This window comes from Nonomuraea glycinis, assembly GCF_035920485.1.
GTDB lineage: Bacteria > Actinomycetota > Actinomycetes > Streptosporangiales > Streptosporangiaceae > Nonomuraea > Nonomuraea glycinis.
Genome location: NZ_CP109166.1, coordinates 8,817,307 through 8,831,289, shown reverse-complemented (window position 1 = coordinate 8,831,289; position 13,983 = coordinate 8,817,307). Strand labels below are relative to the sequence as shown.

General features: G+C 68.6%; 14 protein-coding genes and 1 pseudogene. 12 read left to right on the top strand and 3 right to left on the bottom strand.

Translation table 11 applies throughout. From position 1 onward, the window contains the following. Nucleotides 1–136: 136 nt before the first annotated feature. From OHA68_RS41605 to OHA68_RS41580, 6 genes are all read left to right on the top strand, one after another. The gene (locus OHA68_RS41605) at nt 137–346 is read left to right on the top strand and encodes a hypothetical protein (RefSeq protein WP_327105142.1); all 210 of its coding nucleotides are present in this window, start codon (nt 137–139) and stop codon (nt 344–346) included. Then, entirely contained in the window at nt 346–699 is a 354-nt protein-coding gene (locus OHA68_RS41600; RefSeq protein WP_327105141.1) for a hypothetical protein, read from the top strand. The genes OHA68_RS41605 and OHA68_RS41600 overlap by 1 nt, the downstream gene beginning before the upstream one ends. Then, complete coding sequence (locus OHA68_RS41595) at nt 696–2,525, top strand: hypothetical protein (protein ID WP_327105140.1); 1,830 nt, start codon at nt 696–698, stop codon at nt 2,523–2,525. Before OHA68_RS41600 ends, OHA68_RS41595 begins: the two co-directional genes overlap by 4 nt. A gap of 599 nt (nt 2,526–3,124) precedes the next feature. Next, a complete protein-coding gene (locus tag OHA68_RS41590; RefSeq protein WP_327105139.1) occupies nt 3,125–3,415 on the top strand; it encodes a hypothetical protein in 291 nt (96 codons plus the stop codon). Between the two features lie 304 nt (nt 3,416–3,719). Beyond that, nucleotides 3,720–4,139 carry a hypothetical protein gene (locus tag OHA68_RS41585; RefSeq protein ID WP_327105138.1) on the top strand — a complete coding sequence of 140 codons (420 nt, stop codon included), beginning with the start codon at nt 3,720–3,722 and terminating at the stop codon, nt 4,137–4,139. Beyond that, nucleotides 4,136–4,387 (top strand): hypothetical protein, encoded by a 252-nt coding sequence (locus OHA68_RS41580; protein WP_327105137.1) that lies wholly within the window; start codon nt 4,136–4,138, stop codon nt 4,385–4,387. Before OHA68_RS41585 ends, OHA68_RS41580 begins: the two co-directional genes overlap by 4 nt. Nucleotides 4,388–4,549: 162 nt before the next feature. Here the strand turns inward: OHA68_RS41580 and OHA68_RS41575 are convergent, their stop codons facing one another. After that, entirely contained in the window at nt 4,550–4,780 is a 231-nt protein-coding gene (locus tag OHA68_RS41575; RefSeq protein WP_327105136.1) for a hypothetical protein, read from the bottom strand. A gap of 88 nt (nt 4,781–4,868) precedes the next feature. On the opposite strand from OHA68_RS41575, the gene OHA68_RS41570 reads away from it, so the two are divergent. Together OHA68_RS41570 and OHA68_RS41565 are read left to right on the top strand one after the other, a co-directional pair. After that, nucleotides 4,869–5,129 (top strand): GntR family transcriptional regulator, encoded by a 261-nt coding sequence (locus tag OHA68_RS41570; RefSeq protein WP_327105135.1) that lies wholly within the window; start codon nt 4,869–4,871, stop codon nt 5,127–5,129. A 164-nt stretch (nt 5,130–5,293) separates the two neighbouring features. Then, nucleotides 5,294–6,685, top strand: a complete 1,392-nt coding sequence (locus OHA68_RS41565; RefSeq protein ID WP_327105134.1) for a phage major capsid protein — start codon at nt 5,294–5,296, stop codon at nt 6,683–6,685. Between the two features lie 552 nt (nt 6,686–7,237). Here the strand turns inward: OHA68_RS41565 and OHA68_RS41560 are convergent. Then, a pseudogene (locus OHA68_RS41560) lies at nt 7,238–7,372 on the bottom strand (ABC transporter ATP-binding protein); the annotation flags it as partial. A gap of 161 nt (nt 7,373–7,533) precedes the next feature. After that, nucleotides 7,534–8,130 carry an SACE_7040 family transcriptional regulator gene (locus OHA68_RS41555; protein WP_327105133.1) on the bottom strand — a complete coding sequence of 199 codons (597 nt, stop codon included), beginning with the start codon at nt 8,128–8,130 and terminating at the stop codon, nt 7,534–7,536. A gap of 64 nt (nt 8,131–8,194) precedes the next feature. Between OHA68_RS41555 and OHA68_RS41550 the strand changes: the two genes are divergently transcribed. Genes OHA68_RS41550 through OHA68_RS41535 form a run of 4 tightly spaced genes read left to right on the top strand, consistent with a single transcriptional unit; the run spans nt 8,195 to nt 13,980 of the window. After that, nucleotides 8,195–9,763: a carboxyl transferase domain-containing protein gene (locus OHA68_RS41550; RefSeq protein ID WP_327105132.1), complete on the top strand. Its 1,569-nt coding sequence runs from the start codon at nt 8,195–8,197 to the stop codon at nt 9,761–9,763. A 3-nt stretch (nt 9,764–9,766) separates the two neighbouring features. Continuing rightward, nucleotides 9,767–11,926, top strand: a complete 2,160-nt coding sequence (locus tag OHA68_RS41545) for an acetyl/propionyl/methylcrotonyl-CoA carboxylase subunit alpha (protein WP_327105131.1) — start codon at nt 9,767–9,769, stop codon at nt 11,924–11,926. Further along, nucleotides 11,926–12,837 (top strand): hydroxymethylglutaryl-CoA lyase, encoded by a 912-nt coding sequence (locus OHA68_RS41540; RefSeq protein WP_189144031.1) that lies wholly within the window; start codon nt 11,926–11,928, stop codon nt 12,835–12,837. The genes OHA68_RS41545 and OHA68_RS41540 overlap by 1 nt, the downstream gene beginning before the upstream one ends. A gap of 6 nt (nt 12,838–12,843) precedes the next feature. Beyond that, nucleotides 12,844–13,980: an acyl-CoA dehydrogenase family protein gene (locus OHA68_RS41535; RefSeq protein WP_327105130.1), complete on the top strand. Its 1,137-nt coding sequence runs from the start codon at nt 12,844–12,846 to the stop codon at nt 13,978–13,980. The last annotated feature ends 3 nt before the right edge of the window (nt 13,981–13,983 follow it).

Genomic DNA, 13,983 nt, shown 5'->3' with positions numbered 1-13,983 from the left:
TCACGAACCAGCGCCGGGGCTCGGCAAAGAGGTTGACGACCTCGCCCCGGAAACGCCTTGATCGCTGTACCAGCGGACCCCCGTGAAGTCACCGGGGGATGGCACCGCAAGATCACTCCGAATCGGAGATCTTGCTATGGCTGAGATGCCGACCCCCGGACGGGTTGCCGCGAAGATCGCGACGACCAAGCGGCACAACCCCGACGCGGACACGACCGAGATGTACCGCGAGCTTCACGCCGCGCACATTGCGAAGGTCGTCCGCGAGATGGCCGCGAAGTTCCCGCCCCTGAACGACGACCAGCGCGCCACGATCGGGCTGCTCCTGAAGGGCGGGCAGCACTGATGATCGAAAACAAGAAAGGCCGCCCTGGCGGGGGCGACCTCTCAACGAAGATCGGCGCTGGACACGAAGCTCTTCCCCTTCAGGGTACGTCTGACCAGCCGTCACAGGCAACCGCACCGGTCGGGGGGCTTCGCTACCCCGCCCCCGGTGGTGACTACGTCGCCAAGTACGCGGACGGCGAGACATGGCCCGTGGTCGGCTTCGACCTCAGGGGCAACCCGCTGATCAACGTCGGTGGCGAGATCCTCCGTGCCGACGCCTTCCCGCTCTACGAAGCTCAGGGGTTCGCCGGGCTTCTCGCCGGGACCTACGAAACCGGAAGCACCGTGGAAGCGCTGGGGGTGGCGGCATGAACGAGATCAAGTGGTGCCCGAAGTGCGAAGCCAACCCCGACGCGGACCCGTGCGCCGAGTGCGCCGACCGACTCGCGGCGAGCCTTCACGGCATCCGATACGAGACGATCACCGGCGCAACGACGAAGGTCAAGATCGCGACCCCCGACCCGAAGACCGGTCTCACGAGGATCAAGGTCGGAAGTAAGAGCGACGCGAACGACTGGCTTCGTGAAGAGCTGGGTCGTGGTCCGCTCTCGGGGCTCTTCCGGCGCGGCGGCGAGATGGTGTTCACGCCCCGAGTCGGCGAAGAGGGATACGTCCCGCCCCGTGCCGAGAACGAGGAAGACGGTCCCGCTCAGGTACGCGCCATGACGGCGCTCGACCTGAAGACGGCCGTTGAGATCCGGTACTCGCTCGGGGTCGTCCGGCGGAAGGAGATCAAGGGAGAGGACGGGAGCGAGGAAGGGGACAGGGACGAAGACGAGACCCCGACCAAGACCCGGATGTGGTGGGAGCGGAAGACGCTGCCGACCGAATGCGCGAACCACGCGCATTCTGCGGCTCGCTCAGGTGACGGGGTCCCGAACCTTCGGGTCCTTCGTGGCGTCACGCACACGCCGATCGTGCGGCCGGACGGGGGCATTCTCGACCGACCCGGATACGACGCGGCGACCGGTCTCCTGTTCCTGCCGGAAGCCGGGCTTGTCGTCCCGCCGGTCAGCGTGATCCCGACCCCCGAAGAGATCAAGGACGCCGTCCGGCTGGTCTCTTCGATCGTCGCTGAGTTCCCGTTCGTCGAAGAGCACCACCGCGCCAACTGGTTCGGGATGCTCTTCACGCCGATCATGCGGGCGATGCTGCCGGGTCCGTACCCCGCGTTCGTCATCAACGCGCCGTCGCCGGGGGCGGGGAAGAGCTTCCTCGCGAGCATTCCCCGGACCGTTCACGGGGGCATCCTCCGTGCGGGCTTCCCCGAGACAGACGCTGAGCTGACGAAGGGCGTACTCGGCATCCTCACGGAGACGACCGCGCCCGTGGTCACCCTCGACAACGTCCGGGGGAAGATCAAGAGCGCGGCCTTCGAGGGGCTGCTGACGACGGCGACGTTCTCGGATCGGCTTCTCGGCAAGAACAGTGAGCGGACCGCGCCGAACGATCGCGTGTGGACGATCACGGCGAACAATGCCGAGATCGGGGGCGACCTCGCCCGGCGCTGCTACTGGATCGTGATCGATCCGAAGATGCCCCGACCTCACGAGCGGAGCGGCTTCGCGCTCGATCTCCGGACGTGGGTCCCCGAGCACCGGGGGGAGATCATCGCGGCTCTCCTGACGATCGTCAGAGGGTGGCTCGCGGCCGGTCGGCCGACCGCGCCCCGGAAGCGCAGCGACGACTACGCGACGTGGGACGCGGCCATGGCCGGAATGCTCTCGTGGGCAGGCTTCGCCGGTGAGTTCGGCCGGAAGGACGAAGCGCACCTTGAGAGTGATGACGACAAGGAATGGCGCGAGTTCCTGACCGAGGTCGCTCGGGTCGTGGGGATCGGGAAGCCGTTCAAGATCGCCGCGTTGGTCGAGACGATCGCTGAGCCGGACGCCGGTCTGAGCCTGTTCACGGGCGATGACGACGAGTTCCCGGCGGGCAAGTTCGACCCGACCAAGCTCCCCGGCGACCTCGCGGACAAGTGGAGTCGGACCATCGGGAAGGCGGGCTTCGCGAGGTCGCTCGGGAAGTGGGCCAAGAACAGGAAGGACAGATACGTCGGAGACCTCGCGATCGAGGTCAGGCCCAATGCGAAGAAGGGCGACACGTACCGCGTCGTTCAGTTCGGCACAGAGAGTTAGCACCCGATCGGCTTACCGGCGGGGCTCGGAAAGGGGGTGTAGGGGGTGTAGAGGGTCACTTTCAGTGGTTCGTCGGGAAACACAGGGCTGAAGGTACATAGGTGCCCCGGATCTACAGGCAGACCGTTGGAAATGACCCTCTACACCCCCTACACCCCCCACCTGAGCCCGGCACGAAGCCGCTCGGGAAACCACGGAGAGTCACAGAGAAGGAGAGCGGATCATGGCCAGACAACCAACTGACGAAGATCTAGGTCTAGCTATCGCGTCCATGACGCACGCCGAACTACTGGCGTTGTGGGGGCGGTGCCACACACGCGCCGAACTTGTGGCGATGGTGTGCCGCATGGGCGACCTTCCGATACCGCTGATCATCCCTAGCCCCGAGAGGGCTCGGGAAGCGATGCGCAGACCCCCGGCGGCCGACCGGCCGGACGGGAACCGAGAGGAGTCATGACCATGACCGAGACCAGCCGGGGGCAGCTCCTAACTGCCCCCGACCGGCACGCCCAGTGTGACGGGTGCGCCGTCGTGATCGAAGGGGGGCGCGTCGAATGGGCTCATGCTCTCGGGTGCCCCGAAGACCAGGGAGGGGCACGATGAAGGGGCAGCTCGAACGACGGGCGGCATCGCAAGACCAGGCGCTCATAGGCGCACCGACCACCTTCGACGGAATGCCCGTGGTGATCCACGAGCGGCCGACGTGGTCCGAGATCGTTCCTCGCGAAGATGTGGCGTTCGGTCGCGCGGTTCAGCGCGCATGGTCGATCGTGATCCGCGTACCTCGCGCGCTCGCCGTGTGGTTCTTGATCGCGACCGAGACTTGGTACACGTTCGCGGTCGTGGTGCTCACACTCGCGAGCGTGATCGTGATCTACGCGACGCGCTGACCAGCGATGCGTACCGATGGTTCCGTAACCACGTACCACAGTCGTACCAAATGGTACGGACGGTACCGAAGTACGTACCACGGTCGTACCGGTACACGCGGTACCAGTTGGTACGCGCGGTACCACGAGTGCCCTTCCTTGGCGGGGTTCGGCGCTCGACCAGCTCGACGACGACCGGATACCGGGGGGTGGCCTCGATCATCGTCGCAAGATCGCTCAAGAGGTAGACCCCGCCCTCTTCCATCCCGCTCGCCGTGACCGTGACCAGCGGTATCACGTGATCCACCGAAGGAAGGAACGCCAGATGACCAGCTACGGACCCGACAGTGACGCGGTGCGTCAGCGAAGGTCTCGCGCGCACCGGCGCGGCGACCATTCTATGTGCAGCCCGGACCGGTGCCCGGACGCGACCGGACCGGCTACCCGCCGGTTCGAGGTCCCGGACGGCGGGGGCGTGCTCGCGGCCGTGCTCGACTACATCGACACGTTGCCCGTGAAGTCCGACGCCGGACCTCAGATGATTCTCGCCCGGTCGGCCGTCGCGCTCGCGAGCGCGATCGACTCTCATCAGGCGGGGCTCGCGGCCAACATCCGGGAACTTCAGAACGTCATGAGCCATCTCGGCGAAGCCGACGACGAAACCCAGCTCGACGACCTCAGGGCGAAGCGCGCGGAACGCCGGGCGCGTCTGCTCAGGGACTACACAGCGGAGGAACAGGCATGAGCACCAACCAGACCCCCGAGATCAAGCCCGACCCCGTCAAGACGGCGTTCAGTCAGTACGTCGCCGGTCTCCTGATCGAACTCTTCGAGCGGCCGGACGCGGCCGACGTGATCAGCCGGTGGGAGCGTGGCGAGATCCTGTTCATGGTCTCCCCGCGCGGGCTCGCGGCCCTCGCGAACGACGACGCGACCGAGAGCCCGACCAAGCCCGAGCCCGACGACAGGCCGTTGCCGGGGCTCTATCTCTGACCGTCGCGAGCGCTCGACGTGCCTTCCCTGGCGGGGTTCAGCACGTGACAACTAGTCAGCCAGATACGAACGCTAAGCGCCAACGCTAAGCACGCACCCCCGATCCCGTACGCGCGGGCGAAGCTCGCTTAGCGCTAAGCCCCTGGTCAGAGCCTTGATCGGCTAGCGCTCGCCGTCCGGCTCTGTCGCAGACCTCACGGCCTGGTCGAGCATCTCGCCGACGTTCGTGATCGTGATGAACAGGATCGTCTCGCGGGCTCGCCAGACCAGCATTTCCCACTGTTCGGCGTTGATCGTCCGGCCGGATTCCTTATGCCGACCGCGCCACTTCCCGTCATCCTCTCGCCAGACCTCGAACCCTGCTACCGGCGATTCGTACTCAGGCTCACTCATGACGCACAGTCAAACATGAGTGCACGGTGGTGCACCACAGTTACAGCCATTGCCGGACCCTGCACGACGGATTTCTACTGTGATCCACATGGCGGAACTCAGAGACGATCAGCCCCGATGGCGACAGGTCCGAGACATCATCGCCGCGCGGATCGCTTCCGGCCTGTACAAGCCGGGGCAACGCGTACCGGGCGAACGTGACCTTCAGCAAGAGTTCGGGATCGCTGGCACGACGGCTCACAAGGTCTTGGTCAAGCTCCGTGAGGACGGATTGATCTACACAGAGCGCGGGATGGGTTCGTTCGTCGCGCCCCCGCCGGACGCGGAAGCGGTCGGGCAGAGCGAATGACGTACGCTGATCAACAGACCCCGCGCTGATCGCGCCGGTCGGGAACGTCGGGCCTGACCCACCTTCCCGAGACCGGCCGACGATCGAGCGCAGACGGAACCGCCGGGCGTTCGCCCACTTCCTGACGGGTTGATCCATTAGTGATCGACTTCAGGAGATCAGCCATGTCCCGACGTACCCCTGTCGAGATCCGTTCGGAGATCGACGAACTTCGCACCGTGCTTACCGGGATCGACGCGGCGGCCGGTGACGACCCGATCAGCGGTGACGATCTCACCCGCTGGAACGAGACGAACGACCAGATCGACGCTCTCGTTCGCGAGTACCGGACCGAGGTCCGGCGCGACGAACTCGCCCGTGACGCGACCCGTACCGGCCGGATCGACCGACCGCAGTCAGCCCCCGTCCGGGGGACGGCGAGCCGGGCGCGTGACCTCGCGCTCTGGCGGCTCGACGACCTCGTGAGCGGCAACCGGCTTCCGGCTCGCGCGGCCGAAGTGGCTCAGGGCCTTCTCGACGTCGGCCCGAAGCCGGAACGCGACCTCGCTACCCGGTGGATCATGGCGGCCGGTGACGACGCGTACGTTCGCGCCTTCGCCAAGCTCGCGGCCGACCCGATCCGGGGTCACATGACGTGGACCGCTGAGGAGAGCGCCGCGTACCGCGCCGCGAACGAGGTCCGGACCGCGCTCAACCTGTCCGGCGGCGCGGCCATGGTGCCGCTCGTGATCGACCCCGCGATCATGCTCACGAGCGACGGCAGCAACAACCCGCTTCGGGAGATCTCGCGGGTCGTGACCACGGTCAGCGACTCGTGGAACGGGGTCACGTCCGCCGGTGCCACGGCCGAATGGAAGACCGAAGGGTCTCAGGCGGCCGATGGAACCCCGGCTCTCGCGGCGGCACCGATCCCCGTCTATATGGGCGATGTGGACGTGATCTATTCCTACGAACTCGGGATGGATGCGCTCGACTTCACCAACCAGCTTCGCCGGGCGAGTCAGGACGCGGCCGATCAGCTCATGGCGACGGCGTACACGACCGGTGCGGGCTCGACCGAGCCGACCGGCATCGTGACGGCGCTCGCGGGCACGGCGAGCGAGATCAACGGCACCGGTTCGGAAGCGCTCGACGACTCCGACCCGTTCGCACTCCAGAACGCCCTACCGGCGCGGTTCAGCGCGAACGCGCGGTTCATGAGCCACATCGCGACGGCGAACACGTACCGGCAGATGGAGACCACGAACGGCGCTCTCCAGTTCCCCGAGCTTCGGGAGAACCCGCCGATGCTTCTCGGGAAGCCGTGGCACGAGAACTCGAACATGGACGGCGCGATCAACGTTGCGGCGACGGCGAACAACTACCTCGTGGTGTACGGCGACTTCTCGAACTTCGTGATCGTGGATCGCATCGGGACCACGGTCGAGTTCCTCCCGGACTACGGCGCGAACGGTCGGCCGACCGGTCAGCGCCACATGTTCATGACGTTCCGGACGGGTTCGGACGTGGTCGTGAACGAGGCGTTCCGCATGCTGGACATCCCGACGACGGCGTAACCTGACGGCGAGTGCAGGGAATCACTCGTAGGCGAAGCCCCCGCCCGTGGAACGGTGGGGGCTTCGTCATGTCCGGGGGTAGCCTGATCACGTGTTGGGAACGGGTTCCCCTCGAAGCCCCCGCCCGTGGAACGGTGGGGGCTTCGTCATGTCCGGGGGTAGCCTGACCGCGTCACATCGTGCCGATGCCTCCCTGTCACAGGTGACGACGGGACCCCCGGTCAAGTTTGACGGCGCGATCGGGGGTTTCGTGCTGTACGGCCCTGAGAGCCACGCTGAGCGACTTGACCCCTTCTCGGGGGTCGTCTATCCGGGGAGTGCGTGAGAGCCCGTGAGCGTGCGCTACAGCAAGCCGCATCGGGCAGGATCGCGCCCCATCTCGCCATAGCTCGCCGAGAGCCCGAATCTCATGATCGAAGTTGTGTGAGAGCGATCCTAAGCAAGATCGTTCATAGACCCCTAGGTCAGTGAGGGTCCGGCGACGGCTTCAGGGCTCGATCGTGTATCCGGCGGGATTCAAGAGGCACAGTTACGTCACAATCCCTCGTTCGGCTTGCCCGCGCCGTTCGGCCCGAGGAAGCCGAACACCTCTCCCGACGCCACCTCAAGGTCCACGCCCTTGACGGCCTCGGTTTTACCGTACGTTTTGCGTAACCTGTTGACGGCCACAGCCGTTTCGGTGCTCATTCGATCCTCCGCCGTATCTGGCCTGAGGTGGCGGGCGGCCCGCCCGGTCAGCCGGTAGGCATGGCTGCCGTCGTCGCAGACAAACCTCTACCTTCGAGATATGTAAAAGATATATCTAGATAGTCGGCACAACAAGACGTTTTCAGTGGATCGACTGAAAGTTAGCGGGCGTTAACTGAGGCCTCGATCGCGGCGCGTGCCATGGCGTGCAGGAGCGGCCGCATGTCCTGCGGCGGCAGCTCGCCGGCGCTGTGCGGCGTGGAGTTGAGCAGGCCGAAGATCGCGTGGGTGGCCGCGCGCAGGCGCGCGGGCGGGCACGACGGGTGCAGCTCCGCCAGGACGGTCACCCACTCCTCGACGTACAGCCGCTGCAGCCGCCTGATCCGCCGCCGCTCGCCCTCGGGGACGTTGCCCAGCTCCCTGTCGTGCACGGTGATCAGCGCCGGCTGCTCCAGCGCGAACGTGAGCTGCACGTGCAGCAGCGCGTCGAGCGTCTCGCCCGGCCCGCTCGCCGTGGTGACGACCGCGACCGCCGACTCGCGCAGCCGGGAGCTGATGTCCAGGAGCATCTCGGCCAGCAGCGCGTCCTTGCCGCTGAAGTGCCGGTAGAGCGCCGGGCCCGAGATCCCGACCGCGCCGCCGATGTCCTCGATGGAGACGCCGTGGAAGCCGCGCGCGGCGAACAGGCTCGCGGCGGCGGCCAGGATCTCCGCACGCCTGTTGCCGCGATTTCGGGTAGGTGCCTGAGCGGTGGTCACGTCTCACATGCTAGACGGTTACGTTAATGATGGCTAACATCGTGGCCATGATGAGAGGGGACACATGAGCGACTGGCCGGTGCTGAAGTCGGCCGCCGACCGTGCGAGCGAGGTCTTCAAGCGCAACGCCGAGCTCAACGAGCGGCTCGCCGCCGACCTCCTCGAACGCCTCGCCACCACCGCCCTGGGCGGCCCCGAGCGCTCGCGGCTGCGCCACGTCGCGCGCGGCAAGCTGCTGCCGCGCGACCGCGTCGACGGCCTGCTGGACCCCGGCTCGCGCTTCCTGGAGCTGTCGCCGCTGGCGGCCAATGGGCTCTACGACGACCAGGCGCCCGCCGCCGGCATCATCACCGGCGTCGGCAGGATCTCCGGCCGCGAGTGCGTGGTGGTGGCCAACGACGCCACCGTCAAGGGCGGCACCTACTACCCGATCACCGTCAAGAAGCACCTGCGCGCCCAGGAGGTGGCGCTGCACAACCACCTGCCGTGCGTCTACCTCGTCGACTCCGGCGGGGCCTTCCTCCCCAAGCAGGACGAGGTCTTCCCCGACCGCGAGCACTTCGGCCGCATCTTCTACAACCAGGCCACGATGTCGGCGCGCGGCATCCCGCAGATCGCCGCCGTGCTCGGCTCCTGCACCGCGGGAGGCGCGTACGTGCCCGCCATGAGCGACGAGGCCGTCATCGTCCGCGACCAGGGCACGATCTTCCTGGGCGGTCCGCCGCTGGTGAAGGCGGCCACCGGCGAGGAGGTCACGGCGGAGGAGCTCGGCGGCGGCGACCTGCACGCCCGGGTCAGCGGCGTCACCGACCACCTCGCCGAGGACGACCCGCACGCGCTGGCCATCGTCCGCGACATCGTCTCCACCCTGGCCCCGCGCGCCGCGCGCCCCTGGGACACGACCGAGCCGGAGCCGCCCGCCCACGACCCGCGCGACCTCTACGGGATCGTCCCCGCCGACACCCGGCAGCCGTACGACGTGCGCGAGGTCATCGCGCGACTGGTCGACGGCTCGCGGTTCCTGGAGTTCAAGGCGGAGTACGGCGCCACGCTCGTCACCGGCTTCGCCCGGTTGCACGGCCACCCGGTGGGGATCGTCGCCAACAACGGCATCCTGTTCAGCGAGTCGGCGATGAAGGGCGCGCACTTCATCGAGCTGTGCGACCAGCGGCGGATCCCGCTGGTGTTCCTGCAGAACATCAGCGGATTCATGGTCGGCAAGGCCTACGAGGCGGGCGGCATCGCCAAGCACGGCGCCAAGATGGTCACCGCGGTCTCGTGCGCGCGGGTGCCCAAGCTCACCGTGATGATCGGCGGGTCGTTCGGGGCGGGCAACTACGCCATGGCCGGTCGCGCCTACTCGCCCCGGTTCCTGTGGATGTGGCCGAACGCGCGCATCTCCGTCATGGGCGGCGAGCAGGCGGCGAACGTGCTGACCACGGTGGGCAACGCGGACGCCGACGCGATCAGGGCCCAGTACGAGCACCAGGGCAACCCCTACTACTCCACGGCCAGGATCTGGGACGACGGCGTGATCGACCCGCTCGACACCCGCACGGTCCTCGGCCTGGCTCTCTCCGCGGTGGCCAACGCCCCGCTCGACCCCATCGGCTACGGCGTCTACCGGATGTGACTCATGGCTCACCCACCCAGCACGCCCTTCGAGCGCGTGCTCGTCGCCAACAGAGGCGAGATCGCCGTGCGGATCATCCGTACGCTGCGTGCGCTCGGGATCACCTCGGTGGCCGTGCACACCGCCTCGGACGCCGGCGCCCGGCACGTCGTGGAGGCTGACCTGGCCTACCAGATCCCGAATTATCTGGATATTTCGGCAATTGTGGAGGTTGCTGGGGCGGCCGGGGCGCGGGCCGTCCATCCGGGGTACGGCTTCCTGGCCGAGAACGCCCTGTTCGCCCGCCGGTGCGCCGAGGCCGGCCTGGTCTTCGTCGGCCCGCCGGCCGGGGCCATCGAGGCCATGGGGGACAAGATCCGCGCCAAGGCCACCGTGTCGGCCGCCGGTGTCCCCGTCGTCCCCGGCGTCGCCGAGCCCGGCGACGACCTCACCACATGGCGGCACTTCCCAGCCCTTATCAAGCCGTCGGCCGGTGGCGGCGGCAAGGGCATGGTCCTGGTCACCGCCGCGGCCGACCTGCCCGACGCCCTGGCGTCCGCCCGCCGCACGGCCGGCGCCGCCTTCGGGGACGGCACCCTGCTGATCGAGCGCTACATCGGCGACCCGCGCCACATCGAGATCCAGATCCTCGCCGACGGCCACGGCGGCGTCGTCCACCTCGGCGAACGCGAGTGCAGCCTCCAGCGCCGCCACCAGAAGATCATCGAGGAGTCCCCGTCCCCCTTCGTGGACGCCGTGACGCGCGAGCGCATGGGCTCGGCCGCCGTCGAAGCGGCCCGCGCCGTCGGCTACACCGGCGCGGGCACGGTCGAGTTCATCGTCGACGGCACCACGGGCGCCTACCACTTCATGGAGATGAACACCCGCCTCCAGGTGGAGCACCCGGTCACCGAGCTGGTCACCGGCCTGGACCTGGTGGCCCTCCAGCTCCACGTCGCCGCCGGCCACCCTCTCCCTTTCACCCAGGACGAGGTACGCCTGACCGGCCACGCCGTCGAAGCCCGCATCTACGCCGAGGACCCCGCCCGAGGCTTCCTCCCCACCGGCGGCCGCATCCTCACCCTCCACGAACCCACCCCACCCCCCTCACCAAGCCCCTCACACACCTCCCTGCCACCCACGAGCCCCGCGCCCACAGGCGGCATCCTCTCCGGTGCGCTCCCTGCCTCCGGCCCTCTCCCCGGCGCCGGGTCGGCGGGAGGGGGTGCGGCGGAGCTCGGCGCACTGTACGGCGCGCGACCGTTCGTACGGGTGGACTCCGGTCTCCTGGAAGGCGGGGTCGTGGGCAGCGAGTTCGACCCCATGCTGTCCAAGGTCATCGCCTGGGCGCCCGACCGGGCTACCGCCCTGAGGACCCTGGACCAGGCCCTGGGCGACACGACCCTCCTCGGGCTCACCACCAACATCCCGTTCCTGCGCGCCCTGCTCAGCCATCCGGCCGTACAGGCGGGTGACTTGGACACCGGCCTGGTGGAACGCATCCTCCCCGACCTGCTCCCCACCACCGCCGTCCCCGACGAGGTCCTGGCCACCGCCGCGCTCGCCTTCCACGACACCCCCCAGGGCAGCGACCCGTGGGACATCGCCGACGGCTGGCGCGTCGGCCCACCGGCCTGGACCGCCTACCGCCTGGAGTCGCGGGACGGCGTACACGACGTGAAGGTCCGGGGCCTGCCACGAGAGGCCGCCGAGGTCCGTACGACAGCCGCCGCCGGAGCAGCCGAGCAGGACCTCAGCTCTCGTGATGCCGAGGGGGTGCCCGCGAGGCTGCGTACCAGTGGGCACAGTCTCGCCGTCACCCTGGGCGGACGTACTGAGCGGTACGCCTGGGCGCGCGACGGCGAGACGTTGTGGCTCGGCAGGGACGGTCGCACCTGGGCGTTGACGCGGCACCGCGTCGGCGACCCCGGCGACCGGCCGGGCGCGGCGGGCGGCGGGGACGGCGTCGTCCGCAGCCCCATGCCGGGCACCGTCCTGGTCGTCAAGGCCCAGGTGGGCGACCGGGTCGGCGAAGGGCAGCCGCTGCTGATCGTGGAGGCCATGAAGATGGAGCACACCGTCACCGCCCCCCGCGACGGCCTCGTCACGGAGTTGCCCGTGCAGGCCGGCCAGCAGGTGGACATGGACGCCGTACTGGCCGTCGTCACCAGCGAGGAGGCGTGATGAGCAGGTCATATCCGATGCGGGACCTCCCGCAGCAGGTCACCGTGCACGAGGTGGGCCCGCGCGACGGGCTGCAGAACGAGGCGGCGATCGTGCCCGTGGAGGTGAAGGCGGAGTTCGTCGACCGGCTCGCCGACGCGGGGCACAAGGTGATCGAGACGACCAGTTTCGTGCACCCCCGCTGGGTGCCGCAGCTCGCCGACGCCGAGGAACTGCTGTCCAGGCTGCACCGCCGGCCGGGCGTCCGCTACCCGGTGCTGGTGCCGAACCTGCGCGGCCTGGAACGGGCCCTGGCGCACGGCGTCGACGAGATCGCCGTCTTCGCCAGCGCCACCGAGACGTTCGCCGCCAAGAACCTGAACCGGAGCCTGGAGACCCAGTTCGACATGTTCGAGCCGGTCGTCGCCGGGGCGCTGGAGGCCGGGGTGCGGGTGCGGGCGTACGTGTCGATGTGCTTCGGCGACCCGTGGGAGGGCGACACGCCGATCCCGCAGGTGGTGGCGGTCGGCGAGCGGCTGCTCGGCCTCGGCTGCTACCAGCTCTCGCTCGGCGACACCATCGGCGTCGGCACCCCCGGCCACGTGACCGCCCTGATCGACGCGTTCGGCTCCCCGGACCGGCTGGCGGTGCACTTCCACGACACCTACGGCCAGGCGCTCGGCAACACGCTGGCCGCGCTGTGGGCGGGGGTGACCACGGTGGACGCCTCCACGGGCGGCATCGGCGGCTGCCCGTACGCCGAGTCGGCCACCGGCAACCTCGCCACCGAGGACCTCGTCTGGATGCTGCGCGGGCTCGGCATCGACACCGGGCTCGACCTGGACAAGCTCGTCACCACCAGCACCTGGCTGGCCGAACGGCTGGGCCGGCCCAGCCCCTCCCGCGTCGTCCAGGCCCTCTCGAAAGGCTGACCTGCCATGCTGACCCCTGAACACGAAGAGCTGCGCAAGACCGTCGAGGCGTTCGCGCGTGACGTGGTCGCCCCGGTCATCGGGGACTTCTACGAGCGCGAGGAGTTCCCGTACGACATCGTGCGGCAGATGGGCGCGATGGGGCTGTTCGGGCTGCCGATCCCGGAGGAGCACGGCGGCATGGGCGGCGACTACTTCGCGCTCTGCCTGGCGCTGGAGGAGCTGTCCAGGGTCGATTCGAGCGTGTCGATCACGCTGGAGGCGGCGGTGTCGCTCGGCGCCATGCCGATCCTGCGGTTCGGCACCGACGACCAGCGCGCGCGGTGGCTGCCCCGGCTGGCCTCCGGCGAGATGCTCGGCGCGTTCGGCCTGACCGAGCCCGGTGGTGGCACCGACGTGCCGGGCGGGATGCGGACCACCGCCGTCCTGGACGGCGGGGAGTGGGTGATCAACGGCACGAAGGCGTTCATCACCAACTCGGGCACCGACCTCACCGGCGTCGTCGGCGTGGCCGCGCTCACCGGCGAGCGGGAGATCTCCACGATCCTGGTGCCCGCGGGGACCCCCGGCTTCACCGTCTCCAGGAAATACTCCAAGGTCGGCTGGAACGCCTCCGACACCCGCGAGCTGTCGTTCGCCGACTGCCGCGTGCCCGCCGAGAACCTGCTCGGCGAGCGCGGCCGCGGCTACGCGCAGTTCCTGCAGACCCTCGACGAGGGCCGCATCGCCATCGCCGCCGTCGGCGTCGGCCTCGCGCAGGGCTGCGTGGACGAGTGTCTCAGGTACGTCAGGGACAGGAAGGCGTTCGGTCACCCGATCGGCCACTACCAGGCCATCCAGTTCAAGATCGCAGATATGGAGGCCCGTACGCACACCGCGCGGCTGGCCTACTACCACGCGGCGGACCGGATGCGCGCGGGCCTGCCGTTCAAGAAGGAGGCGGCGATCGCCAAGCTCGTCTCCTCCAACGCCGCCATGGACAACTCCCGCGAGGCCACCCAGATCTTCGGCGGCTACGGGTTCATGAACGAGTTCCCCGTCGGGCGCTTCTACCGCGACGCCAAGATCCTCGAGATCGGCGAGGGCACCAGCGAGGTCCAGCGCATGCTCATCGCCCGCCAACTCGGCCTCGGCGACCTGTGACAA

Coding starts and splice junctions, on each gene's coding strand:
- OHA68_RS41570 (WP_327105135.1), top strand. CDS start 4,869: ATGGCGGAACTCAGAGACGATCAGCCCCGATGGCGACAGGTCCGAGAC.
- OHA68_RS41605 (WP_327105142.1), top strand. CDS start 137: ATGGCTGAGATGCCGACCCCCGGACGGGTTGCCGCGAAGATCGCGACG.
- OHA68_RS41595 (WP_327105140.1), top strand. CDS start 696: ATGAACGAGATCAAGTGGTGCCCGAAGTGCGAAGCCAACCCCGACGCG.
- OHA68_RS41545 (WP_327105131.1), top strand. CDS start 9,767: ATGGCTCACCCACCCAGCACGCCCTTCGAGCGCGTGCTCGTCGCCAAC.
- OHA68_RS41540 (WP_189144031.1), top strand. CDS start 11,926: ATGAGCAGGTCATATCCGATGCGGGACCTCCCGCAGCAGGTCACCGTG.
- OHA68_RS41550 (WP_327105132.1), top strand. CDS start 8,195: ATGAGCGACTGGCCGGTGCTGAAGTCGGCCGCCGACCGTGCGAGCGAG.
- OHA68_RS41565 (WP_327105134.1), top strand. CDS start 5,294: ATGTCCCGACGTACCCCTGTCGAGATCCGTTCGGAGATCGACGAACTT.
- OHA68_RS41535 (WP_327105130.1), top strand. CDS start 12,844: ATGCTGACCCCTGAACACGAAGAGCTGCGCAAGACCGTCGAGGCGTTC.
- OHA68_RS41580 (WP_327105137.1), top strand. CDS start 4,136: ATGAGCACCAACCAGACCCCCGAGATCAAGCCCGACCCCGTCAAGACG.
- OHA68_RS41575 (WP_327105136.1), bottom strand. CDS start 4,780: ATGAGTGAGCCTGAGTACGAATCGCCGGTAGCAGGGTTCGAGGTCTGG.
- OHA68_RS41600 (WP_327105141.1), top strand. CDS start 346: ATGATCGAAAACAAGAAAGGCCGCCCTGGCGGGGGCGACCTCTCAACG.
- OHA68_RS41590 (WP_327105139.1), top strand. CDS start 3,125: ATGAAGGGGCAGCTCGAACGACGGGCGGCATCGCAAGACCAGGCGCTC.
- OHA68_RS41585 (WP_327105138.1), top strand. CDS start 3,720: ATGACCAGCTACGGACCCGACAGTGACGCGGTGCGTCAGCGAAGGTCT.